The sequence below is a fragment of the Actinomadura sp. ATCC 39365 genome (genome assembly GCF_054392275.1).
On sequence record NZ_CP184335.1, the window covers coordinates 6200356 to 6222722 of the forward strand.

Consider the following 22367-nt stretch of genomic DNA (forward strand, 5'->3'; position numbering starts at 1 on the left):
CCCCGCCGGTCGGCCGCGGTCATGACAGGCTCCCGTCCAGCTGCTCCATCCGGCGTCCCGCGGTGAGCAGGACGGCCAGCCCGGCGACCATGATGATCGCGATGGCCAGCAGCGCGTACGTGAAGCTGCCGGTAGCGGACGCGATCGTCCCGGTGAAGTAGGGGCCGACGAATCCGCTGACGTTGCTGACGGAGTTGATCAGAGCGATGCCGGAGGCGGCGGCCGCCTCGGTCAGGCCGATGGCCGGGATCCGCCAGAACTGCGGCATCGCGGTGATGATCCCGGCGACGCTCAGGCAGACGGCCAGCACGAACAGGGTGCCGCTGCTGGTGAAGGTCGCCAGGAGCAGCCCCACAGCGCCGAGGGCCATCGGTACGGCCGTGGCCGTGACCGCCGTCCAGCGTGCGGCGAGGCGAGCCCAGGTCAGGAGGGCGACCGCGGCCACCACGTAGGGAATCGCGGACAGCAGCACGCTGCTGACGTCGGCGGAGTCACCGACGCTCTGCGTGATGGACCTGATCATCGTGGGCAGGAAGAACTGCAGCGGATAGAGCCCGAACGCGATGGCGAACCACGTCACGGCCATCGCCCACACCCGGCCGCTGGTCAGCGCCTGGCGCAGCCCGGTGAGTGCCCCGCGGGCGCGCTGTTCGGCGGCTTCGGCGGCGAGCACGTTCTCGATGGCGGCCTTCTCCTCGTCGTCGAGCCAGCGCGCGTCGGCCGGGCGGTTCGGCAGGAAGACGAAGATCAGGACGCTGACGACGACCGTCAGGATGCCCTCGACGAGGAACAGCGCCCGCCAGCCCGCGATGCCGAACAGGCTCTGGCCCCACTCCAGCAGCGCGGCGGCCAGCGGCGAGCCGATGATCGAGGACAGCGGGATCATCACGATGAAGGTGGACAGCGCCCAGGACCGCTGGCGGCGCGGGAACCAGAACGTCAGGTAGAGCAGGATCCCGGCGGCCAGACCGGCTTCGGCGAACCCGAGCAGGAGCCGCGCGGCGAACAGCGTGGCCGGGGAGTTCACGGCCGCGGTCGCCGCCGTGACCAGCCCCCACGTGATCATGATGCGGGCGATCCACTTCCGCGCGCCGAACCGGCTCAGCATCATGTTGCTCGGCACTTCGAACAGGACGTAGCCGACGAAGAACAGTCCGGCGGCCAGGCCGATCTGGCCGCTGCCGAGGCCCAGGTCCCGGGACATGGGCGCGGCGATGTAACCGACGTTGGCGCGGTCGATGTAACTCGCCACGTAGGCGAGGCCGACCAGCGGCATGATCCGGACGCCCACCTTGCGCCAGGTGCGCGGTGAGACGGTGCTCGGGGGTGTCGCGACGGGTGAACTCATGGGGGGTTCCAATCGGTCTGGGGGGTGGGAAGCGGCTTCAGCGCGCCTGGCCTCGCAGCCTGGCGGTGGCGTCTTGGTCGATCACGCCGTCCGCGGTGATCACGACGCCGTAGTCCCGTTCGGCTCCCTCGTGGGTGACCTTGCCGTCGAGGACGTCTTCGAGGACGAGTTCGGGGAGGCGTTCGAAGGGGGCGCCGTGCCCGCCGCCGCCGGCGGTCACGTGCCGGTGGCGGGTTCCCGCGGTCATCGCGAAGTGCGGTTTGGACTCCAGCACCCGTTCACCGGGACCGCCGGGGTCGAGCATGTTGAGCGAGGGGGTTCCCGGTGCGCCGCCGGCCAGTCCGTACGGCAGGAACCTGCGCCGGTCGGACCTGATCTGCACCGTGGCCTCGGCCGCCAGAAGCGTCATGTCCCGGAAGGTCGCCAGGCCACCACGCCAGCGGCCCGCTCCGCCGCTGTCGGGGAGGTAGCCGTAACCGTCGATGCGGAGGTGACCGGAGCGTTCCAGCTCCTCGACCGGCGTGTTGGTCAGGTTCGCGCCCAGAGAGCTGATGCCGTCCACGCCGTCGCGGTCGGGACGCGCGCCCCACGCTCCCGCCAGAGGGTCCCACAACACCATGGACTCCCCGTCCGGCCCGACGAGGCCGATCGCGATCCCGTCGGGCCCGCCTTCCCCGGCGGCCGGCACCCGGGCGGGGAACACCGGGGCGAGCGCCCCGAGCACGGCGTCGATGATCCGGAAGCCGACGAGCCCGCGGGCGCCGCGCGCGGCCGGCCGCCGGCCGTTGAGGATGGAGGCCTCCGGGATGACGAAACTGAACGGCCGGTAGAAGCCGCTGTTGGCCGGGATGTCGGAGGCGAGGACGCCCTGCAGGGCGGCGTAGGCGGCCGAGCGGGTGAAGGAGGCCGTCGCGTTGAGCGCGGAGTCGACCTGCGGCGAGGAGCCGGTGAAGTCGAGCTCGATCCCCGACCCGTTCAGCGTGACCTTGACGCGGATCGGGATCGGACCGGATCCCAGACCGTCGTCGTCGATGTGGTCGAGGAACTCGTAGGCGCCCGGGACGGCCTCGGCGAGCGCGGCGCGCAGCAGGGTCTCGGAGTAGTCGAGCAGCTCGTCGATGAGGGCGGCGAGTCCGTGGACGCCGTGCCGCGCCGCGAGGGCGCGCAGCCCCTCGGCTCCGGTGTGGCAGGCCGCCAGCTGGGACTCGAGGTCGCCGCGCAGCAGCTCGGGCTCGCGGACGTTGCGCAGGATCAGCCGCAGGAACGTCTCGTTCACCGTGCCGGCCTCGACGAGGCACGACGGCGGGATCTGCACTCCTTCGGCGAAGATGCTGGTCGACTGCACGGCCATCGAACCGGCGGCCCACCCGCCGACGTCGGTGTGGTTGACGACCGTGACCGCGAAGCCCAGGAGGTCCTCCCCGGCGAACACCGGGGCGACCGCGAAGATGTCGGGCAGGTGCATGCCGCCCAGGGACGGGTCGTTGAGCAGGTAGACGTCTCCTGGACGGATCCGGTCGCCGAACTCGTCGAGGATCGCCTCCATGGCGTCCGGAATGGACCCCAGGTGCACCGGCAGGGTGTTGGCCTGGGCGATCACCCGTCCGTGCGCGTCGCACAGGGCGGCGGAGAAGTCCATGCTGGACGCCACCAGCTGCGAGTGGGCCGTGCGCAGGATCGTGATCGCCATCTCGTCGGCGATCCCGGTGACGGCGTTGCGGAAGACCTCGAAGGTCACGGCGTCGCGGATCATGAGGCGCTCCAGGTGATGACGATGTTGTTGAGCCGGTCGCGGTGCACCCGGGCGCCGGGCGGGACGAGGGTGGTGGCGTCCATGTCCTCGATGACCATCGGTCCCTCGACCGGTTCCGGGCCGAGATCCGACCGTCCGACGACGGGCGTGGGCACGGTCTCGGCGAACCGGCATTCGCGGACGGCGGGCTCGCCGCCGGGGGCGAGGGGCAGGCTCAGCACGTCCGCGATGGACACCGGGGTGGGGAGCCGGCCGCGTACCCGGAGGTTGACCAGCTCCACCAGCTCGTCCGTACCGGCCCGGCCGTAGGTGCGCCTGTGCTCGGCGTGGAAGCGGGACCGCGTCTCGGCGAGCAGGTCCTCGGTGAGGTCGCCGTCGGGCACCCGGATCCGCAGTTCGAATCGCTGGCCGCGGTAGCGCATGTCCAGGAGCCGGTCCACGACGGCGCCGGCTCCCAGCTGGTCGCGTACGTGGGCGGACAGCCGCGCGAACTCCGCGGCGAGCGCGCCCACGTCGGCGAGGCCGGCCCGGTACGGGGTGAGCTCCTGGCGTTCGGTGTCGGCCACGAGCAGGCCCAGGCTGCTGAACAGTCCCGGATGCACGGGCACGATCACGGTCGAGATCCCCAGCTCGCGGGCCAGCGCGGCGGCATAGAGAGGGCCCGCGCCGCCGAAGGAGACCATGGTCGCCTCCCGCGGGTCACGCCCTCGTTCGCTGGTCACCGCCTTGACCGCGGTGGTCATGCTCGACACCGCCACCTGGTACGCGCCGCGTGCGGCACCCGCCACGTCGTTTCCGAGCTGCTCGGCCACCGGTGACAGCGCCTTCACGGCCAGCTCCGGGTGAATCGCCACCCGGCCGCCGGCCAGCGCGTCGGGGCTGAGGTAGCCGAGCGTCACGTTGGCGTCGGTCAGGGTCGGCAGCTCGCCGCCCTGGCCGTAGCAGGCAGGACCGGGACGCGAGCCGGCGCTGACGGGTCCCACGTGCAGGGCGCCCGCCGCGTCGACGGAGATGATGCTGCCGCCGCCGGAACCGACCTCGGCGATGTCGATCGACGGCGCCCGCACCGGATACCCGGCGCCGGAGCTGAGCCCGCGGGCCCCGTTCATGCCGCCGCCGACCTCGTAGTCAGCCGAGACGAACGGTTCACCGTGCTCGATCAGGGACGCCTTCGCCGTGGTCCCGCCCATGTCGAACGCGACCACCGTGGACAGGCCGATCAGCTGGGCGAGCTTCTGCACGGCGGTCACACCGGCCGCCGGACCGGACTCGATGATCTGCACCGGCCGCCGCGCGACGGAGGCCGCGTCGAGCAGCCCGCCGCTGGACTGCATGACCAGCAGGGGCGCGCGCACCTTCTCCGCGCGCAGCCCGGCTTCCAGCCGGGTGAGGTATCCGTGCACGGTGGGGCCGACGTAGGCGTTGACCGTGGCGGTGCTCATGCGCTCGAACTCGTGAGGCTGCGGGGAGACGTCGACCGACGCCGTGACGTACACGCCGGGCAGTTCGGCTCGCAGCAGTGCGGCGACCCGCCGTTCCTCGTCGGGGCGGACGTAGGAGTTGATCAGGCACACGGCCACCGCTTCGATGCCGTCGGCGCGCAGGCGCCCGGCCAGCGCGCGGATCTCGTCCTCGCTCGCCGGTGGGCCGAGCCGGCCGTCGGCCGTGATCCGCTGGTCGAGTTCGTGCCGGTCGCGCCGCCGGGCGAGGGGTTCGGGCTTGGACCATGACAGGTCGTAGAGCACCGGTCGGCGCAGACGCCCGATCTCCAGCACGTCGCGGAAGCCGCGGGTGGTGACCACCGCGGTGCGGACGCCGTTCATCGACAGGATCGCGTTGGTGGCGACGGTCGTGCCGTGCAGCATCGCGACCACGGCCTCGGGCCGGGCCCCGGCCAGGGAGAGCACGCCGGTGGTCGCCGCGACCACGCCGGCGCCGTAGTCGGGCGGGGTGGACAGAACCTTCATGGGGACGACCTGGCCGTCCGGCCCCAGTGCGATGACGTCGGTGAAGGTGCCGCCGATGTCGGCGCCGACTCGCCAGCCGGCCGGTCGAGGGTCGTGACTGGGGGGCACTGGATCTCCTTCGTTCGACGAGCGACTGGGATCACAGTACGAGCGAGTTAAGATATCAGCAATGCCTAGTTGTCATTTTTATGAAGTCAGCTGATATGACTGGCGGCGGTAACCGCTGGAAGCCGATCACCTGGTGAAGGGGGGCTTGCCTCCACGACGCGGGCCTGCCCTTTTTGCTCAACCCGTGACCCCGCTGCTCAGCGAACGATCAGGCTGTCACCCCGCCCGAACCGCGTCCTTGCCGGCCGCGACCTCGGATGGTCAGGCCTGCAGGTAGTGCAGGACGGCGAGTACCCGGCGGTGGTCGTTGTCCGAGGGGGACAGGCCGAGCTTGGTGAAGATCTGCGTCACGTGTTTCTCCACCGAGCCGTACGACAGGAACAGCGCGGCGGCGATCGCGTTGTTGGAACGCCCCTCCGCCATCATGGCCAGCACCTCGCGCTCCCTCGGGGTGAGCGTGCCGAGGGTTTCCGTACGGCGGCTGGCGCCCATGATCTGGGTGACGACCTCGGGGTCGAGGACGGTCTTCTCGATGTACTGGGAGAACACCAGCACCCCCACACTCGGATGATCACGGCGGATCCGGATCGCGGCCCGCAGGCCCTCGTCGGTGTGGGAGGGCGGCATGCGTACGTCGACCACGGCGATGTCGGGACCGTGTTCCGCCACGGCGGCCAGCAGCGCGTCGCCATCGCCCACGGCGGCCGCCACCTCGTGGTCGCGGGAGGTGAGCAGCATGCACAAACCCTCCCGGAGCATCACGGCGATCACGATGCGCATGCGCTGCTCCGTTCAAAGGTGCGAGGGGAGTTCGACTGTGATCACCGTAGGTCCTCCGGCCGGGCTGTTAATGCCGATCACGCCGTCGAGCGTCTGGACGCGGGCGGTCAGGCCGCGTAGCCGGATCCGGTGCCGATCGCCGCGCCGCCGGTGCCGTCGTCGCGCACCCGCAGGGTCAGCAGTCCGTCACGCACCCGTACCTCGATGACGGCGTGCCTGGCGCCGCTGTGCTTGACCACGTTGGCGAGCAGTTCCGTCGTGCAGAAGTAGGCGATGGCCTCGATGGCCGGCGCGGGGCGTTCGGGCAGGTCGGCTTCGAACCGGGTGGGGATCGGGCTGCGTGCGGTGAGCGTGGCCAGGGCGACCTCCAGCCCTTGGTCGAGTGCCGGCGGGTGGATGCCGCGGATCAGGTCACGCAGTTCGGCCACGGTCTCCTTGGCGCTGCGGTGGGCGCTGTCGACGAGGACGCGGGCGCGCTGGAGCCGTCCGGGCTGGTCGGCCTGGTCGAGCTCGCCCTGGGCCATGCCCAGGCTCATGGCCAGCGTCACCAGGCGTGCCGCCGTCCCGTCGTGCAGGTCCCGCTCGATCCGGCGGAGCCTGGCGGTCGCGTCCTCTGCGGCCAGCGCACGTGCCTGCTCCAGCCGGCGGATCCGGGTTTCGCCCGGCGCGGGCCCGAGCAGCGTACGGGCGAGCATGCGCTCGGGCGCCAGGGCGAGGTGGACGCCCCGCGGGGCGAGGAGCAGCAGCGCCAGTCCGGCGGCGCTCACCAGCGCCGCGACCGCCCAGCCCGGGGGACTGAGGTGCGCCAAGGCGGAGAAGTGTCCCCAAAGGGGGCAGACGAGCAGGAGCAGGCCGCCTCCCCACAACCCGGCGGCGGCCGCACAGGCGATCACGGCCGCCGGCAGCCGGAGCAGGCCGTGGATGACGGCGCGCCATCCCGTCACGTCACCGATCGCCGCGCCGAGCCGGTTCAGCAGGCCCGGCCCGGCACGGAACGGGCCGGGATCGGGCATCCGCACCCCGGCCCACGCGCGTGCCAGTCGTCGATTGGCCGTGCCGAGCCCTCTGGCCGCCATCACGCTCAGGGCCAGCATGGGCACTCCGACGAGATTCGCCGTCAGGATGACGCTCAGCAGCACGAGAACGAGATGCACCAGGCCGGCTGCCGCCATGAACGGCGACACCAGCGCGTAGGCGAGTTCACGCGGCGACCGCTCCCGCGCCGGAGCGGTGATCAGCACCTGCCACCTCTCTGCCCGCCTGTCCATGCTCCTCCTCGCCCGCCGCCGTCCGCCGTCCAGCCTGGCAAACCGGCGCGCGCGAGAACAGCCGGACAACCCGTGGGGGACATCCCGAAACCAACACGGAGGACGTCCCGGTGGTGGCCGTCCGGTCGGTCTCGCCAGAGTGGTCACCATGACGACAACCAAGCAGCGGCGCAGGCGCGGCAGGACCAGTGGGCTGGTCATCGGAGTGACGGTGGCGGCGCTGGCGGGAACGACCCCGGCAGCCGCCGCCAGAGATGCGCAGCCGACCTGGCGGGACTGCGCCGGCCAGGACATGCCGGCGGGCATGCAGTGCGCCGCGATGGAGGTGCCGGTGGACTGGGGCCGGCCGGAGGGGGCGAAGATCGAACTGGACCTGGCCCGGCTGCCCGCCACCGAGCCTGTGCGCCGGATCGGCAGCGTGCTGGGGGTTCCCGGCGGTCCCGGGGCCAACGGGATCGACGACCTGAAGCGCGTCGCGTCCGACCTCACCGAACTGCGGCGCAGGTTCGACCTCGTCGCCTACAAGCCGCGCAACAACGTGTGGCGTGATCGGACTCCGCCGTCCTGCATGGAGCCTGGAACGACACTGTTCGAGCCGCAGGGACGGAAGCAGTACGAGGCATTGGCCGCGGCGATGACCAAGGCCCTCAAGGCCTGCCGGAACGCGGACAAGAGCGACCTGTTCGCTCATATGGACTCTCTGTCGGTGGCCAGAGACATGGACGCGGTTCGCGAGGCTCTGGGCGAGGAACGGCTGAGCTTCATGGCCAACTCCTACGGAGGGGTGCCCGCCGCCGCCTACGCCCGGCTGTTCCCGCAGCGCATTCGAGCCATGTACCTCGACGGGACGATCAATCAGGTCGACGGCTGGCCGGACCAGGCATTGCGGGCGCTGCCCGTCCGGGAACAGCTCTTCACCAGATTCAGCACCTGGTGTGCGGACACCCCCGCCTGCGCGTTGCACGGACAGGACGCCGGAGCGGTCTGGCGCAAGCTGGTTCGAGACGCCGATCGCAGGCCGATCCCGGTCACGTCGTCCCAGTTCGGCAAGGGCGAGCTGAGCGGATGGCACCTGAGGAGTTTCGGCTTCATGAGCGATCCAGGACCGGACAACTCGCGGTGGCTGGCCTTCGCCGAGGCGGTGGACAAGGCCCGGGCCGGGGACGGGTCCGGTTTCGCCGATTTCGCTCTCGGCAATGCGCGGATCTGGGCCGCGCCCGGAGCACTGGCGATGACGTGCGCAGATGGCCGTGGTTACCGCAGCTACGCGCAGCTGCGGAAGTTCCTCCGCCAGGCGCGGAAGGTCTCGCCGAACTTCGGGGGAGCCTCCTTCGACGCGCTCGGATGCATCGGTTGGCCGCTGCCGGTCGCCAACCCGTCGCGCCCGCTGCCGACCCGCGGCCTGCCGCCGTTCCTGGGAGTCGGCAGCACGTGGGGCGACTACGCATGGACCGAGAGCTTCACCAGGACGATCCCGGGGTCGGTGACCGTCGGCTACGACGGGCCTGGCCATGTCCTGTACATGTCGGGCAAGAAGTGCCCCATCCGGTACGCCACCACGTACCTGACCGACCTCAGGCTGCCCGCGCCGGGTACCACCTGCCCTGCCGAATGACCGTCATATCGATGGCAATCGGCCACCCGGTCCGGCGCCGTCGCCGGTACCAACCACGCCGGCCGCCTTACCAAGGTGCCCCGGCCGGCCAAGCGACTGCGCGTCCAGACCTCCGCCGACCGCAGACCCGGCCAGCCGTGGCTGCCCGGAACCCCGCCGCCCGCCCCTGTCGCCCCCGACCGACCGGCGGCTGACATCCGCATCGGTTACGGCCCGGCGCTCGGGTCGGTGTCACCAGACGCAAAGTAGAGCGTCCGCGCTGGTCGGAGGGGCCTGGGCTGCGGGTGGCCGCACGAGCGGTCATGGCTGTGGACGACTGGGGCGGGGCAGTTCGGTAGGACGACGCGTGAGTGACGACACCGCGGTATCGACGGGGGATGCCACGACCGATGAGGTGATCCGGCAGATCCCGGTGGTGGTGGAGCGGGCTCCGCTCTCGGCCGCCGCCGCGCCCCGGCGGGCGGGTGTCCGCGGGACAACTACACCTTGGAAGGGGGATCGTCCGTGAGTCGTGCACTGATCTCCTACTCCGGGAACAGGTCCGATGACAGGCGTAGCCAGGGAATGATGGCGGTGGCGAGCATCAAGAGCACGGCGGATGCGCCCGTGGTGTAGAAGGTCCAGGGGTTGAACCAGTGGTAGCCGACCGCGAGTCGGGCGGCTGTCTCGCCGGCAAGGAAGACGAGGCCGAACAGGAAAGCCCACCGGACCCACAGGGCTGATCGACCATATGCGCGACCATCCGCCCCAGCCTGAAGCGTGCGCAATTGCTCAGGGGTCCAAACGGAGGGGATCCCCTGCTGTCGGACCTGCTCGGCCAAGGCTTGTGCTGCCTTGGCAGCTTCCGCGTAGGGGCGCGAGATCACCCCGATTTCGATGGAGAGGGCGATGAGCAACGTCGGCAGGACTTGGGCGGCCGTCGTATAGAACGCTTCGGATGCCATGCAGGCACTTCGGTCACTGTGAGGCAGGCGTTTCGCCCGTCTGATTTGGGCGCCATTCCGTGGACGCGGCCGCTGCGGTCGGTCTGCTGGCGCCGGCCCAGGCCCTGGGCCGCTGGATCGCCATTGGCCACGACTCCCACACCCCTACCAAGGTGTGGTCGGTCAAGCGGTGACGGAACCAAGATTTCGGTCGGGTTGGACCGGATCACCACCTCGGACGTGGGCTGGCGAGTAAAGGGCGCGGGCCCCTGCCCCTGCGGCAACGGCCGGAAGCACTACCTGAAGATCAAAGCCAAGAAGGGCGCGAACTACATGGTCATCCTCGACCGCAAGGGACGCGAGCACACCATCGAGTACCGGATGCAGAACGAGCTCTGAGGCTGCGAGGCTTGTGGTCGGTCAGGGGGCGCTGGCAGGCTCGCCATGATGACGAGACACAGCGACACGGGTGATTGGGCGGCGAGCGTGGGTGGCGGCGTCCGTTCCACGGGCGGCATGCGGCACATGGGCGGCTGGTAGCCCGTACGGCATAAGGAGCATGACATGCGTGCCGCGATCTGGTCGGGCGTGGGGCTCGCCCTCGCCGCGACGGTGACGCACTACGTGATCGACGCAGCCAGGGACGATCCGCCCGGTATCGGCGTGACACTCCTGGTCGTGAGCGCGCTGGTGGCGGGCGGCTGGCTGGCCGGTCACCCGGCGACCAGGAAGGTCGGTTCGGTCTTCCTGGTCAGTGGGGCGCTGGGCACGGTCAGGCCGGTCTTGGAGCTGTGGAAAGAGCTCGGGATGCCGATTGTCGAGATCGGCGACGGTGTCGGGTTCGACTACTGGCTGACGTACTGGCTGTGGGTGCCGCAGGTGTGGCTGATACTCCTGATCGCCGTGGCCCTGTACCCGGACGGCGTGGTGCGCCGGCGAAGCGTCGTGTGGGTGTCGGCGCTGGCGACCGGAGTGACCTCCACGGTGATGGCGGGAGACAACTGGCCGCGCAGTGACGGCGGCGCGGGCGGCAACCCGATGAGCCTGCCGTGGGAGGCCGCGGTATGGATGCAGCCCGCGGCCATCATCCTTTCGGCCGCAGCCGTTCTGCTCGTGCTGGCCTCACTCGGCGCCCGCTGGCGCACCGCCGACAGGGCGACTCGCCGGCTACTGCTGATCCCGCCGCTCGTGTACGTCGCGGCACTGGGCCAACTCGTGCTCATGAACGTCATGCCGATGGAGGCTGCCGACCTCGTGTGGATCCCGATCGCCCTGATCTGCGCCTCGGCCGCCGGGCTGACCATGACCCGACGGATCCGTCTCCCAGCAGGCTCGGCAGCTTCGGCCAGGTAAGGGATCTCGAGCAAGGCGAACCATCGGCCTGCAGGGCGGCCGGCGGACAGCAACACCCGCGACGCCGGTGAAGGGGAACGCCACCCGTACCGGCGCTGCGGCGTTGAAGCCGGCGTGCGGGCCGGGCCGAGGCGGGAACAGGTCGAGCTGGTCGGGCTGGGCGGCGGCCGGCGTACGACCACGCCTTGCTGTCGGCTGTGACGAGGTAGCGACCGCAGCTGCGCAGGCCAGCGCGCTTGACGCCGAACCCCTGCAGCGGAAGATGTCGCCGATCTCGGCACTGGCCTGGCGCGCCGGCCGTGCCGACGCCGACGATCTCGTAGTCCTCGGCCAGGCGGACGCTGTGCTCCTCGTACAGGGCGACGTGCCCGCTGGCGCTCGATGGCCGTCTGCATCGTCGCTGGAGATCTTCGGGGGTGACGCCGACCGGTTGATGACCGGAGTTCCACCGTTGTGTGATGGTTTGATGACGACCGCCCTGGCCAGGAGTTTTCCGCTGGTTGGGTGAAGTCATGCACAACAACAACCTTCCTGCCCGACGCCGTCCGATCAAGAGGGCCGCGCTGGCCCTGACCGCGGTAAGCCTGAGCGCTACCCTCGCCGCCTGCGGCGAGGGTTCCGGCGGCGGCAACGATGCCAAGACCACGGCGGCGACCTCCGGCAAGTCCGAATCGACCGGGAAGAAGGTTCTGTGGCTCGGTGACTCCATCGCCGGAGCCGAAGCCCCGGCGCTGGGCGCGGCGTTGGAGGCCGGCGGCGTGGAGTTCAAGAATGCCACCTCCAGCGGTGGCGGCAACGTCGTCGCCGGTGAGCACCCGGTGACGAAGATGGGCGCCAAGGACACCTGGCAGCAACTGGGCAAGAACCTTGCCGAGTTCAAGCCCGACGTCGTCGCCTACCAGATCACCACCTACGACTGGGGAACCCGGCAGCAGCAACTCGCCGCCTACCGGAAACTCGCGGCCACCGTCCAGAAGGCGGGCGGGGAGCTGGTGATCGTCTCGGCGCCGCCGTTCAAGCTGGACGACTTCTACAAGCAGTACGCCTCGGCGATCAGGAGCGCCCCCGAGACCGCACGGCAGGCCGCCCAGGACGGCAAAGCGCAGTTCCTGGACGCCTCCGAGCTGTGGGGCACCGACGCGTCGGCGTCCAAGGCGCAGCGCTCCAAGGACGGCATCCACTCCTGCCAGCAGGGCTCGGCCGCGTTCGCCAAATGGTTCACCGGCAAGCTGGGCGAGCAGCTCGGCTTCACCCCGGCCCCGCCCGAGGCGTGGGCCAACGGCTCGTGGGTCGGCGACGAGCGCTTCTCCAAGCTGGGCTGCGCCTGATCCCCATCCGGACGGGAGTCGTTGACATGCTTTCCTTCGCCGGGGCCCATCGGGGGCAGAGCGCGGCGCGTGCGCACATCGGGCCGCTGAACGGGCTGCGTGGCCTGGCCGTCGCGGCGGTTCTACTGTTCCACGCCGGGTACCTGTCCGGCGGGTTCCTCGGTGTGGACCTGTTCTTCGTGCTGTCCGGCTTCCTGATCACCGGGCTGCTGCTGGCCGAGCTCGACCGGAGCGGCCGCATGGACCTGGCCGGTTTCTGGGCGCGGCGGGCGCGGCGGTTGCTGCCCGCGCTGGCCTTCATGGGCGTGGCGACGCTGCTGCTGGCCTGGGCGTTCGCCACGCCATCGATGCTGCGGGCGGTGTTGCAGGACGCGCCGTGGGCGGCGGCCCAGGCCGCCAACTGGCACTACATCGCCGAGCAGATCGGCTACTGGAACGCCTCCAGTACCCGCCTGTTCGCGCACCTGTGGAGCATCGGCGTCGAGTGGCAGTTCTACCTGCTCTGGCCGCTGGTCGTACGGGCCGTGGGGCGCGGGGGCGCCGGCGGGCATCGGCGGGTCGCCGCCGTCGCAGCGGTCGGGGCGCTGATCTCGCTCTTCCTCATGGTCAGGTACGGCGACGCCGTGGACACCACCCGCGCCTACGAGGGCACCGACACGCGTGCGTTCTCGCTGCTGCTGGGTGCGGTCGCGGCGACCGCACCCGCACGGGACCTGGCCGGACGCGTGCCCAGGGCGGCCGCGGACGCGCTGTGCGCGGTCCTGCTGGGTGTCCTGGTGCTCTCCTGGACGCTGACCGCGGGCGAGAAGGCCCCCGGCCTGTTCCAGGGCGGGATGTTCGCGCACTCGCTGGCCTCTGCCGTGCTGATCGCGCTGCTGGCCGCCGTGCCCGGCGGGTTCGCGGGGCGGGCCGTCGGCGGCGTCCTGCCGCGCCGGCTGGGCGAGGTTTCCTACAGCCTGTACCTGTGGCATTGGCCGATATTTCTGCTGCTGCCCCAGGAGGTGCTCGGAGCGGGGGTCGGGGGCGCGACGCTCTGGCGATCGGGCTGTCGCTGCTGGCTGCGATACTGTCGAAGCTGCTGGTGGAGGACCCGGTACGGTCGCGGGCCCGATGGGCGACCGGCCGCCCGGGGCTGGCCGCGCTGGCCGTCGCGATCACCGTGGCTGTGGGCACATGGGCGGCGATTCCTCAGCCGAATCCGGGAGCGGGCACCGTCGATGTGAGCCGGCTGGGCTCACCATGACGACACGCGCGGGCAGGAGGAGAGTGGGAGGCACGCAGCTGATCCGGCTGGTCGCGCTGCTGGCCGCCGTCCTGGCGGTCGCGGCCTGCGGGACCGAGGTGAGGACGACCGGGCCGATGGCGGCCGGTGCGCCCGCCACCGGCGGCCTGACCACCGACCGGTCACATCAGCTGCGGGTGTACTTCCGCACGCCGTACGGCTCCTGGCCGGCCGCCCGTCCGGCCAGGCCCGGCGCCGGGCCGCAGCAGGCGCTGGACGCGCTGCTGGCCGGGCCCACCGCCGCCGAACGGGCGCGCGGCCTGACCACCGCCCTTCCGGGCGGGTCGCGGCAGGTCCGGGCGCGGGCCGTGCGCGGCGCGGTGGACCTGTACCTGCCGTGGGTGGTGTCCGAGCTCGACCACACGGCGGTGAGCCAGCTGGTGTGCACCGCCGCCGCGGCGCCGGGCGTGCCGGGCGGACGCGCGCAGGCCGACGTGGTCGTGCGGGTCTTCGAGTCGGGGATCGCGGGCCCGGCCTGGCCGGTCACCTGCGACGAGACCGGTTCGGCCGTTCCGCTCGACGTTGCCACCCCGTCCCGGTGACGGGGACGGTCGATGGAGGGATCATGACGCGGGTTCTGTTGATCGAGGACGACGAGGCCGTTCGCCGGGGTGTCTCGCTGGGGCTGCGCAGGCGCGGGCACGAGACCGTGGCGGTCGGCACCGGTGAGCAGGGGCTGGCGGAGGTCTCGGCGTCGCTTCCCGACCTGGTGCTGCTGGACCTGATGTTGCCGGGCATGAGCGGGCTGGAGGTCTGCCGCCGGATCCGCGCGTTCAGTCAGGTCCTCCCGATCGTGATCCTGTCGGCACGCGGCGACGACGTGGACGTCGTGGTGGGCCTGGAGTCGGGCGCCGACGACTACGTCGTCAAACCGGCCAGCGCCGAGGTCATCGAGGCTCGGATGCGCGCGGTGCTGCGCCGCGTCGCGCTCGCGCAGCCGGAGGCCGCCGACGACCGCGCCTTCTTCGGCGACCTGGAGATCGACCGGACGGCGCTACGCGTGCTCAAGCACGGCACGGAGGTCGCCCTCGCACCCTCGGAACGCAAGCTGCTGCTGTTCCTGTCGGCCTCCCCCGAACGCACCTACAGCCGTCAGCAGCTCCTGGAGCAGGTGTGGGAGCACACCTTCCACGGTGACTACCGGCTGGTCGACGCCGGGGTGATGCGGCTGCGGGCCAAGATCGAGGACGATCCGCGCCGTCCCCGCTACGTCCAGACCGTCCGCGGCTTCGGCTACCGGTTCGGACCGCTGTGAGAGTGCCACGGGTGAGAGCGCCACGGGGGAGAGTGCCGCGGGTGAGGGTGCCGCGCGGGCTGCGTACCCGCCTGGTGGTGGGGTTCGTGCTGGTCACCGCGCTCGGCGCGCTCACCACCGCCGCGCTGACCTTCCACCAGGCCCGCTCGGCGATCCTGGAACGCGTCCAGAGCAGCGCGGTGCACGACCTGCGCACCCAGATCGACTCACTGGCACCGGACCTGCCCTCCGATCCGGCACCTGCCGACCTGCGCGCCCTGACCCTCCAACTGGACCGCGCGGGCGGCTCCCGCGACTGGCGCACCGCCGCGTCGCTCCAGGACGGGCCGCTGGTCGTCGCCGCCTCGACCGCTCCAGCGCTGCCCTCTCAGCTGAAGAGCGCGGCGGCCGCAGCGTCGACGTCCCTGGTCCAGCGCTTCCAACGGGACGGCCGCCCCTGGCTGGCGATCGCCGTCCCGGTAAAGGACGCCACGCGGCCCGCGGCCCGGCCTCCGCTGGTGGTGTTCGCCTCCTTCTCGCTGGCCGCCCAGCAACGTGACGTGGACTCGCTGGTCACCGCCGCGCGCGCCGGAGCGCTGCCGGTCGTCCTGGCCGCGATCCTGCCCGCGCTGCTGGCGGCGGGCAGCGTGCTGCGTCCCGTACGGCGGCTGCGCTCGGCCACCGAGCGTATGGCGGCGGGCGAACTGGACACCCGGATCACCGTCACCGGCGACGACGAACTGGCCGACCTCGGCCGCACCTTCAACACCATGGCCGCGACCCTGCAACGCGACACCGCCGTCCTGCGCGACATGGAGTCCCGTGCCCGCCGGTTCGCCGCCGACGTCTCCCACGAGCTGCGCACGCCGCTGGCCGCGATGACCGCCGTGACCGGCCTGCTGGACGAGGACGTCGCGGCGGGCCGGATGCCGCCCGAGACCGCCGAGGCCGTGGGCCTGGTCGCCGACGAGACGCGCAGGCTCGCCCGGCTCGTGGACGACCTGATGGAGGTGTCGCGGTTCGACGCCGGGGCCGCCGTCCTCACCCTCGACGAGGTCGACCTTGCGCAACTCGTGCGCAAGACGCTTGCGCTCCGGCACTGGCAGGACCGCGTCCCCGTGGACGTCCCGGAGGGGCTGCGCGTCCGGCTCGACCCCCGCCGCATGGACGTGATCCTGGCCAACCTCGTCGGCAACGCGCTGCGCCACGGCGGCCCCGCGGCCACGGTACGGCTGCGGGCCCGGACGGTCCCCGGCGGCGTCGCCCTCACCGTGACCGACGACGGACCGGGCATCGCCGCCGGCCTGCTGCCCTACGTCTTCGACCGGTTCACCAAGGGCGACGCGGCCCGTACCCGCAGCGAGGGCAGCGGTCTCGGCCTGGCCATCGCCTACGAGAACGCCCGCCTGCACGGCGGCACACTGAGCGCCGCCAACGCCCCGGATGGCGGTGCGGTCTTCACCCTCACCCTGCCCTGGAACCGGCCGTGAGCTGCCGCCTGGCACCGGTTCTGCTGGCGGTGACACTGACGGCGGCCTGCGCGATCACCGACACCGGTCCGACGCCCGCCGGTCCCGCGGCCACCGCGCTGGAGGGCGCGACCAGCCGGTCTGCCACCGTGCACGTGTACTTCTCCTCCGCGCTCGGGCTGGAACGGGTGTCGCGCCTCCACCGGGGCACCGACACGCTGCACGCGGCGCTCGAAGCGCTGGTGCAGGGCCCGGACGCCGCCGAACGCGCGCGTGGCCTGGTCAGCTTCGTCCCACCGGGCGCCCCGCTCCCGCTCGTCCGCATCGACCCGCGCGGGCCGGTGGACGTCCGGCTGTCCTTCGGCTGGGGCATCGACCGTACCGCCGAACGGCAACTGGTGTGCACGGTGGCCGACACGGTCAGCACGACGACTCGCACCGCCCTGGGCTCCGTCCGGGTCAAGATGCATCGGGTCGACGGCTCAACCGGCACCCGCACCTGCACGCCATGACCTTTCCGATCAACCGAGGACATGGCCCGGCCGCAGGGCGGAGCCGGCCATACGCACCGTTTCGGGCGCTGGCTGCATGGCCCTGTGAGGACCAGCGCTGCGCGCCGGCGCTGCCCCGTTGAGGCGCCCTTCGTAGGCATGGCACCTCACGATGTCGGTGATGCGATCCCTTGGCCGGTTGCGGTTCTGGTGAATCGGCGGGCGAGGTGTTCGAAGGCGTCGGTGAGTTCGTCGGGGCCGATGACTTCGATGTCGGCGTCGTAGCGGGCGATGGCGGCGGCGAGGCTGGGCCAGGACCAGGATCCGAGGGTGAGCCGGCAGCGGTGGGGGCTGATCTCCTCGACGAGTCCCTCGCGGGTGTAGAGGGCCACGGTCGCGGCGGGCAGGTCGAGGATCACTGTGCCTTGGCAGGGCCAGTTGCCCGAGGCGTCGCCAGAGCCGCGGAACGTGCTGGTGACGAAGGTGGCGACGTCTCCTCCGGGCAGTACGCGTGGAGTGAACCGGGGCCCGTTGGGGGTGCGCGGGGTGATCCGGTCGGCGCGGAAGGTGCGCCAGTCGTCGCGGTCAAGGTCCCAGGCGATGAGGTACCAGCGTCCGTCCCAGGTGATGACGTGGTGGGGTTCGACGCGGCGCGGGGGTTTGTCCGTGACCTCGGCACCGTAGTCGAAGCGCAAGATCTCGCGGGCGTGGACGGCGGCGCTGATGGTCAGGAGCACGTCGCCGTCGACCGGGGTGGCCGGCCGGGTAGTGGGTCGTTCAACGGCGGTGACGCGCAGCGCGTCGATGCGGTGCCGGAGTCGGGAGGGCATGATCTGCCGGATGGTGTTCAGTGCCCGCTCGGCGGGTTCGGCGAGGCCGTTGCCGGGGTTGGTGGCGACGATCTGCAAGGCGATGGTGAGGGCGACGGCCTGTTCGTCGTCGAACAGCAGCGGGGGCAGTTCGGTGCCGGCGCTGAGCCGGTAGCCGCCGTCAGGGCCTTTGACGGCGGCGATGGGGTAGCCGAGCTCGCGGAGCCGGTCGACATCGCGGCGCACGGTGCGCAGGCTGATGTCCAGGCGATCGGCCAGCATCGTGCCGGGCCAGTCCCGGCGGGTCTGCAGCAGCGACAGCAGAGCCAGCAGTCGGGCAGAGGTTTTCTGCATGAACCTCATTCTGCCCGAAGTAGGTGCCACATCCTGTCACCTACCCCTGCGAGCCTTCGTATCGAGCCGGTCAGCCACGCGCCCCGGACGGCCCCCCTTGAAACTGACGGAGTCAGCACCATGTTTGATGTTCTGGGCGATCTGAACTGGTTCGGGATCCTGCTCGGCTTCATCGCCTTGACCCTGCTCGGCGGCGTCTGGTTCGCCGGCCTGTTCCCCAAGGCGTACAACCGCTCCCTCGGCCGCGAGGTCGGCGCCAAGGCGCCGAGCTGGGCGCTGTTTCTCGCCGGGCCGCCACTGGCCAGCCTGGCCAGCACCCTCACGAGCGCGATCCTGATGGCTGCGTTGAAGATCGACACCTACTCGTCGGCGGCCTGATCGTCAGCGCCGTTCTGCTGGCCATCTGAGACCGGCAGCACCGTGGGGACCCGCCGATTCGGCCGTCCGCGACTTACCAGCCCATACCGGGCGTAGCGCGCCCGGAAAATCAATAAGGAGTCACCAGCATGGCCATCTCCACCACCACCCACCTGAACTTCCGCGGCGATGCTCGCGCAGCGCTGGAGTTCTACCAGACCGTGTTCGGCGGCCACCTCACCACCATCGCCTACGGCGACTTCGGCATGCCGAAGGAACTGCCGGACGCCGACAAGATCGTCTTCGGCCAGGTCACGGCCGACAACGGCTTCAGCATCATGGCCTACGACGTGCCCAGCCAGGCACCGGCCGCCGCCGCGCCCGCCGCCACCACTCGCGAGCACGGCATGACGCTGACCGGCGAGCGGTTCTTCGTGTCCGTCCGCGGCGAAACCACCGAGGAAGTCAGCGAGCTGTGGGACAAGCTCGCCGACGGCGCCGACATCATCGAGAGGTACGGCCCGTCGCAGTGGGCCCCGGGCTTCGGGATGCTGACCGACCGCTTCGGCGTCACCTGGATCCTCGACGTCGCCGCCCCGTACGCCGGCTGACCACCGACGCACTCATCCGGTCCGAGGCGGCCCGCCCAGGCCGTCTCGGACCACCCGGCCCTCCGCCTTTCGAAGGAACAGATCATGCGCACCCGCCCCCTGGGCCGTACCGGCATCAAGGTCAGTCCCTACTGCCTCGGCACCATGATGTTCGGCCCGTTCGGCAACCCCGACCCCGACGACTGCGTCGCCATCATCCATCGGGCCCTCGACGCCGGCATCAACTTCATCGACACCGCCGACGTCTACGGCGGTGACGGCGAAACCGAACGGATCGTGGGCAAGGCGCTGCGCGGCCGACGCGACGACGTGGTGCTCGCCACCAAGTTCAACGGCCCCATGGGCCCTGACCCCAACCATCGCGGCAGCTCCCGCCGCTGGATCGTCACCGCGGTCGAGAACTCGCTGCGGCGTCTCGGCGTCGACCACATCGATCTCTACCAGGTCCACCACCCCGAGCCCGGCACCGATGTCGAGGAAACCCTCGCCGCCCTGACCGACCTGATACAGGCGGGTAAGGTACGCGCGATCGGCCATTCCAGCCTGCCGGCCGCGGAGATCGTCGAGGCCCAATGGGCTTCCGAACGGCGCGGGCTGGCGCGCTTCCGCACCGAACAGCCGCCGTACTCGATCCTGAACCGCGGTATCGAGCGCGACGTCCTTCCGGTCTGCGAGCGTTACGGGCTGGGCACGCTGGTCTGGAGCCCGCTGGCCTCGGGTCTGCTCACCGGCCGCTACCGCGAGGGCGGCAACGAACAAGTCTCGAGCGCCCGCATGCACTGGGTGCCGAAGCACATGACCGACAAGCGCAACCACGATGCCGTCGAAGAACTCGTCCCGATCGCCGAGCAGGCCGGTCTGTCGCTCACCCATCTGGCCCTGGCCTTCGTCATCAGCCATCCCGCGGTCACCTCGGCGATCATCGGCCCCCGCACCATGGCGCAGCTCGGCGACCTGCTCGCCGGCGCCGGCACCACCCTCGACGACGACACGCTCGACCAGATCGACAAGGTGGTCCCGCCCGGGGTGAACCCGGGCACGCTCGACATCGCCTACGTACCACCCGCACTCGAGCAAGCCGACCTGCGCCGCCGCCGCACGGCCGACCGCGCCGCCGCCTGACGTGCCTGTCCACGACCACCGGTAGGCCCAGTGCTCCCGAAGCTACGGCGAGGAGCAAAGTACCTCGCCAGTGACGCTCCAGCCCCGCGCCCGGCACCAGTCTGCGAACAGCGTCGACACCTCGTCCTCGCGTCCGGTGACGCCGGGCCGCCGGATCGCGAGGGACAGGGGTTCGGCAGCCTCGTCGGCTCGCGCCGCGACCTTCGCCGCCATCTCATTTGCGGCCATGTTCGCCGACGACTTACGCAGGCGAGGTCGTCGCCTTCCGTAGGGCGTTGACGGCCGCCGTTGGGACGTAGTTCTCGGGCACGCCGTCGACCAGGATGAGGTCGGTCTCGATGTGCCGTGAGCGCAGCGGTGTGATCTCCCGGTACGCGGGAGAATCCCACCACGCCCGCGCCTCGGCGATCCCTGGGAAGCCGAGCATCACGACATGTCCTGGCCAGCTGCCCTCCTTCACCTCGTGCTGGGTGGCGTGGACGAGGTAGCGTCCGCCGTACGGTTCGAAGGTGGCGGGGAGCCGTTCGATGTACTCGGCGATTTCCGGGTGAGGGGCTGCCTTCTGCAGGTGGGCGATGACGTAGGCCGTCATGGTGTCCTCCTGGTGGAGTCGTGTGCGGTGCGCCGCCGATCCTGGCACGCCCTTCGTAGGCGGGGCGATTACCTGACAGGTAGGCGATCTGACACCGCAGGCGGATTTGCGCATTCGTTTGAGCCGGCTGTTGATGGCGGCCGAGTCCTCCCCGAGATACGACATGAACCGCGCGGGTGCGGTCGTGATCGCGTCTGGGAGCGCCCAGCCGGGCCCCGCACTCTCCGCAGGAAAGGCCACCTCGTCCAGGGCCGGGAGCCGAAGCGCGCTGCTCGCCCGTTCTAGATGGGACGGTGATGGACGTACTCCACCACTGTCCCGTCGGGGTGCCGGGCGTTGAAACCGGCTCCGGTCGGCACGTCCTGGAGTGGGAACACGATCTCCGCGCCCTCAGCCACCAGCCGCTCGTAGTACGGCCGCACGTCGTCCACCAGCAGGGTGCCCACAGTGTCCCGGAACGGGCGCAAGGCCGCCTCGTCACCGGCGATGATCAGGAACGCTCCCACGGTGGCCAACTCCAGCCCCACCGCCGCGAAGGCGAACCGCGCGTCGACCGCCGTCCTCTGCAACCGCTCGTAGAAGTCGATGCTCTGGTCCAGTTCCTCGGACGGCACGAACACCCGGATCAGCACGCGGGGTTCGGCCAGGTCGGAGGAGTCGTCGTGCAGTCGCCACATGTCATTGCTCATGGCATCCAGAGTGGCGCCGGGCGCCGCCGACAGGCAGGGGAGAGTTCATGGGATGAGTGGCACTCATAGGCTGGCGGTCATGAACGAGACCCTTCGCCGCGAGCTCGGCGCCCACCTGCGCGCGGCCCGCGAGGTCGTCGACCCGGCGGACGTGGGTCTGGCCGGCGGAGGGCGGCGGCGTACCCCCGGACTGCGCCGTGAGGAGGTCGCGACGCTGGCCGGGGTCAGCGTGGCCTGGTACACCTGGCTGGAGCAGGGCAGGGCGAGCACCACCCGCCAGGTGCTGGACGCGATCTGCCGGGTGCTCGGCATGGACACGGCGGCGCACCGCCACACGCTGGCACTGGCCGGGTTCCTGCCCGCCTCCCCGGCCACGGCCGCGGGCGCGGCCGTGCTCGGGGAGCCGACCCGGACACTGCTGGACAGTTGGACGTCCACACCGGCCGCGGCCGTGGACGTGCGCTTCGACGTGCTCGCCGGCAACGCCGCCTACCGGCGCTTCTGGGGCGATCCGGACAGCGTGCCGATCGAGCGGCGCAACCTCCTCATCATGCTCGCCACCCCCGGGGGCCACCGCCTGACCGACGCGGAGCCGCTGCTGCGCGGCCTGTACGAGCAGTTCCGGGCCAACATCGGGCACATCCCGGACGACCCACGCGCCGCGGCCGTCGTCGATCTCCTGAAGCGCGAACGGCCCGACGCAGGGCACTGGTGGACCTGCCGGACAGTGCGGGAGTTCGCCCCTGTCACGGTCGGCGGGTTCACGTTCTGCCTGCTGCGGCCGGTCGGCGAGGAAGGCGTCGTCATCCTCGCGCAGCTCCCGGCCGGACTGTCCGGAACCGCCGGATCAGGAGTCCTGAACAGGTAGCCCTGAATGCCCGCAAGCACGGCATCGATCCCGGCCCGCTCGTCTT

22 protein-coding genes and 1 pseudogene are annotated in these 22367 nt (G+C 71.0%); 13 read left to right on the forward strand and 10 right to left on the reverse strand.

What is annotated here, in order from left to right; genetic code table 11:
• Positions 1–19 precede the first annotated feature (19 nt).
• The 5 genes from ACNF49_RS30270 to ACNF49_RS30290 form a co-directional block, all read right to left on the reverse strand.
• A complete protein-coding gene (locus ACNF49_RS30270; protein ID WP_482939633.1) occupies positions 20–1348 on the reverse strand; it encodes an MFS transporter in 1329 nt (442 codons plus the stop codon).
• A 37-nt stretch (positions 1349–1385) separates the two neighbouring features.
• The gene (locus tag ACNF49_RS30275; protein ID WP_482939634.1) at positions 1386–3101 is read right to left on the reverse strand and encodes a hydantoinase B/oxoprolinase family protein; all 1716 of its coding nucleotides are present in this window, start codon (positions 3099–3101) and stop codon (positions 1386–1388) included.
• Positions 3098–5176, reverse strand: coding sequence for a hydantoinase/oxoprolinase family protein (locus tag ACNF49_RS30280; RefSeq protein ID WP_482939635.1), 2079 nt, complete (start codon positions 5174–5176; stop codon positions 3098–3100). The genes ACNF49_RS30275 and ACNF49_RS30280 overlap by 4 nt, the downstream gene beginning before the upstream one ends.
• A gap of 261 nt (positions 5177–5437) precedes the next feature.
• Positions 5438–5956 (reverse strand): response regulator transcription factor, encoded by a 519-nt coding sequence (locus ACNF49_RS30285; protein WP_482939636.1) that lies wholly within the window; start codon positions 5954–5956, stop codon positions 5438–5440.
• A 107-nt stretch (positions 5957–6063) separates the two neighbouring features.
• Complete coding sequence (locus ACNF49_RS30290; RefSeq protein WP_482939637.1) at positions 6064–7224, reverse strand: sensor histidine kinase; 1161 nt, start codon at positions 7222–7224, stop codon at positions 6064–6066.
• A gap of 148 nt (positions 7225–7372) precedes the next feature.
• On the opposite strand from ACNF49_RS30290, the gene ACNF49_RS30295 reads away from it, so the two are divergent.
• The gene (locus ACNF49_RS30295) at positions 7373–8839 is read left to right on the forward strand and encodes an alpha/beta fold hydrolase (protein WP_482939638.1); all 1467 of its coding nucleotides are present in this window, start codon (positions 7373–7375) and stop codon (positions 8837–8839) included.
• 524 nt (positions 8840–9363) lie between these two features.
• Here the strand turns inward: ACNF49_RS30295 and ACNF49_RS30300 are convergent.
• Positions 9364–9783, reverse strand: coding sequence for a hypothetical protein (locus ACNF49_RS30300; protein WP_482939639.1), 420 nt, complete (start codon positions 9781–9783; stop codon positions 9364–9366).
• Positions 9784–9978: 195 nt separating this feature from the next.
• Here ACNF49_RS30300 and ACNF49_RS30305 point away from each other — a divergent pair, with 195 nt between their 5' ends.
• Positions 9979–10161, forward strand: coding sequence for a hypothetical protein (locus ACNF49_RS30305; RefSeq protein WP_498703226.1), 183 nt, complete (start codon positions 9979–9981; stop codon positions 10159–10161).
• Between the two features lie 165 nt (positions 10162–10326).
• The gene (locus tag ACNF49_RS30310) at positions 10327–11115 is read left to right on the forward strand and encodes a hypothetical protein (RefSeq protein WP_482939641.1); all 789 of its coding nucleotides are present in this window, start codon (positions 10327–10329) and stop codon (positions 11113–11115) included.
• A gap of 166 nt (positions 11116–11281) precedes the next feature.
• Here the strand turns inward: ACNF49_RS30310 and ACNF49_RS30315 are convergent.
• Positions 11282–11629: pseudogene (locus ACNF49_RS30315) on the reverse strand (deazapurine DNA modification protein DpdA family protein); the annotation flags it as partial.
• On the opposite strand from ACNF49_RS30315, the gene ACNF49_RS30320 reads away from it, so the two are divergent.
• The 6 genes from ACNF49_RS30320 to ACNF49_RS30345 are packed head-to-tail and all read left to right on the forward strand — an operon-like array spanning position 11628 to position 16940.
• The gene (locus ACNF49_RS30320; RefSeq protein WP_482939642.1) at positions 11628–12443 is read left to right on the forward strand and encodes an SGNH/GDSL hydrolase family protein; all 816 of its coding nucleotides are present in this window, start codon (positions 11628–11630) and stop codon (positions 12441–12443) included. The pseudogene ACNF49_RS30315 and the gene ACNF49_RS30320 overlap by 2 nt on opposite strands.
• A gap of 26 nt (positions 12444–12469) precedes the next feature.
• Positions 12470–13666 (forward strand): acyltransferase family protein, encoded by a 1197-nt coding sequence (locus ACNF49_RS30325; RefSeq protein WP_482939643.1) that lies wholly within the window; start codon positions 12470–12472, stop codon positions 13664–13666.
• 43 nt (positions 13667–13709) lie between these two features.
• The gene (locus ACNF49_RS30330) at positions 13710–14267 is read left to right on the forward strand and encodes a GerMN domain-containing protein (RefSeq protein WP_357980107.1); all 558 of its coding nucleotides are present in this window, start codon (positions 13710–13712) and stop codon (positions 14265–14267) included.
• A gap of 23 nt (positions 14268–14290) precedes the next feature.
• A complete protein-coding gene (locus ACNF49_RS30335) occupies positions 14291–14980 on the forward strand; it encodes a response regulator (RefSeq protein ID WP_357980104.1) in 690 nt (229 codons plus the stop codon).
• A 41-nt stretch (positions 14981–15021) separates the two neighbouring features.
• Positions 15022–16449 (forward strand): ATP-binding protein, encoded by a 1428-nt coding sequence (locus ACNF49_RS30340; protein ID WP_482939644.1) that lies wholly within the window; start codon positions 15022–15024, stop codon positions 16447–16449.
• Positions 16446–16940: a GerMN domain-containing protein gene (locus tag ACNF49_RS30345; RefSeq protein WP_482939645.1), complete on the forward strand. Its 495-nt coding sequence runs from the start codon at positions 16446–16448 to the stop codon at positions 16938–16940. Before ACNF49_RS30340 ends, ACNF49_RS30345 begins: the two co-directional genes overlap by 4 nt.
• Positions 16941–17086: 146 nt before the next feature.
• On the opposite strand, the gene ACNF49_RS30350 is transcribed toward ACNF49_RS30345, so the two are convergent.
• Entirely contained in the window at positions 17087–18082 is a 996-nt protein-coding gene (locus ACNF49_RS30350) for a helix-turn-helix transcriptional regulator (RefSeq protein ID WP_482939646.1), read from the reverse strand.
• Between the two features lie 120 nt (positions 18083–18202).
• Between ACNF49_RS30350 and ACNF49_RS30355 the strand changes: the two genes are divergently transcribed.
• The 3 genes from ACNF49_RS30355 to ACNF49_RS30365 all read left to right on the forward strand — a co-directional run bounded on the left by ACNF49_RS30355 (position 18203) and on the right by ACNF49_RS30365 (position 20172).
• Positions 18203–18460 (forward strand): hypothetical protein, encoded by a 258-nt coding sequence (locus tag ACNF49_RS30355; RefSeq protein WP_482939647.1) that lies wholly within the window; start codon positions 18203–18205, stop codon positions 18458–18460.
• A gap of 128 nt (positions 18461–18588) precedes the next feature.
• Positions 18589–19050, forward strand: coding sequence for a VOC family protein (locus ACNF49_RS30360; RefSeq protein WP_482939648.1), 462 nt, complete (start codon positions 18589–18591; stop codon positions 19048–19050).
• A gap of 144 nt (positions 19051–19194) precedes the next feature.
• Positions 19195–20172 carry an aldo/keto reductase gene (locus tag ACNF49_RS30365; RefSeq protein WP_482939649.1) on the forward strand — a complete coding sequence of 326 codons (978 nt, stop codon included), beginning with the start codon at positions 19195–19197 and terminating at the stop codon, positions 20170–20172.
• A gap of 241 nt (positions 20173–20413) precedes the next feature.
• Here ACNF49_RS30365 and ACNF49_RS30370 read toward each other — a convergent pair whose 3' ends face one another.
• Positions 20414–20764, reverse strand: coding sequence for a DUF1330 domain-containing protein (locus ACNF49_RS30370; RefSeq protein WP_482939650.1), 351 nt, complete (start codon positions 20762–20764; stop codon positions 20414–20416).
• A gap of 281 nt (positions 20765–21045) precedes the next feature.
• Positions 21046–21453: a VOC family protein gene (locus tag ACNF49_RS30375; protein WP_357980074.1), complete on the reverse strand. Its 408-nt coding sequence runs from the start codon at positions 21451–21453 to the stop codon at positions 21046–21048.
• A gap of 79 nt (positions 21454–21532) precedes the next feature.
• On the opposite strand from ACNF49_RS30375, the gene ACNF49_RS30380 reads away from it, so the two are divergent.
• Complete coding sequence (locus ACNF49_RS30380; protein ID WP_482939651.1) at positions 21533–22321, forward strand: helix-turn-helix domain-containing protein; 789 nt, start codon at positions 21533–21535, stop codon at positions 22319–22321.
• The last annotated feature ends 46 nt before the right edge of the window (positions 22322–22367 follow it).

Bases quoted from the DNA above. Each gene is read 5' to 3' on its own strand.
- ACNF49_RS30270 (WP_482939633.1), bottom strand. From the start codon at position 1,348: ATGAGTTCACCCGTCGCGACACCCCCGAGCACCGTCTCACCGCGCACC.
- ACNF49_RS30275 (WP_482939634.1), bottom strand. From the start codon at position 3,101: ATGATCCGCGACGCCGTGACCTTCGAGGTCTTCCGCAACGCCGTCACC.
- ACNF49_RS30285 (WP_482939636.1), bottom strand. From the start codon at position 5,956: ATGCGCATCGTGATCGCCGTGATGCTCCGGGAGGGTTTGTGCATGCTG.
- ACNF49_RS30290 (WP_482939637.1), bottom strand. From the start codon at position 7,224: ATGGACAGGCGGGCAGAGAGGTGGCAGGTGCTGATCACCGCTCCGGCG.
- ACNF49_RS30295 (WP_482939638.1), top strand. From the start codon at position 7,373: ATGACGACAACCAAGCAGCGGCGCAGGCGCGGCAGGACCAGTGGGCTG.
- ACNF49_RS30300 (WP_482939639.1), bottom strand. From the start codon at position 9,783: ATGGCATCCGAAGCGTTCTATACGACGGCCGCCCAAGTCCTGCCGACG.
- ACNF49_RS30310 (WP_482939641.1), top strand. From the start codon at position 10,327: ATGCGTGCCGCGATCTGGTCGGGCGTGGGGCTCGCCCTCGCCGCGACG.
- ACNF49_RS30320 (WP_482939642.1), top strand. From the start codon at position 11,628: ATGCACAACAACAACCTTCCTGCCCGACGCCGTCCGATCAAGAGGGCC.
- ACNF49_RS30325 (WP_482939643.1), top strand. From the start codon at position 12,470: ATGCTTTCCTTCGCCGGGGCCCATCGGGGGCAGAGCGCGGCGCGTGCG.
- ACNF49_RS30335 (WP_357980104.1), top strand. From the start codon at position 14,291: ATGACGCGGGTTCTGTTGATCGAGGACGACGAGGCCGTTCGCCGGGGT.
- ACNF49_RS30350 (WP_482939646.1), bottom strand. From the start codon at position 18,082: ATGCAGAAAACCTCTGCCCGACTGCTGGCTCTGCTGTCGCTGCTGCAG.
- ACNF49_RS30355 (WP_482939647.1), top strand. From the start codon at position 18,203: ATGTTTGATGTTCTGGGCGATCTGAACTGGTTCGGGATCCTGCTCGGC.
- ACNF49_RS30360 (WP_482939648.1), top strand. From the start codon at position 18,589: ATGGCCATCTCCACCACCACCCACCTGAACTTCCGCGGCGATGCTCGC.
- ACNF49_RS30365 (WP_482939649.1), top strand. From the start codon at position 19,195: ATGATGTTCGGCCCGTTCGGCAACCCCGACCCCGACGACTGCGTCGCC.
- ACNF49_RS30370 (WP_482939650.1), bottom strand. From the start codon at position 20,764: ATGACGGCCTACGTCATCGCCCACCTGCAGAAGGCAGCCCCTCACCCG.
- ACNF49_RS30375 (WP_357980074.1), bottom strand. From the start codon at position 21,453: ATGAGCAATGACATGTGGCGACTGCACGACGACTCCTCCGACCTGGCC.
- ACNF49_RS30380 (WP_482939651.1), top strand. From the start codon at position 21,533: ATGAACGAGACCCTTCGCCGCGAGCTCGGCGCCCACCTGCGCGCGGCC.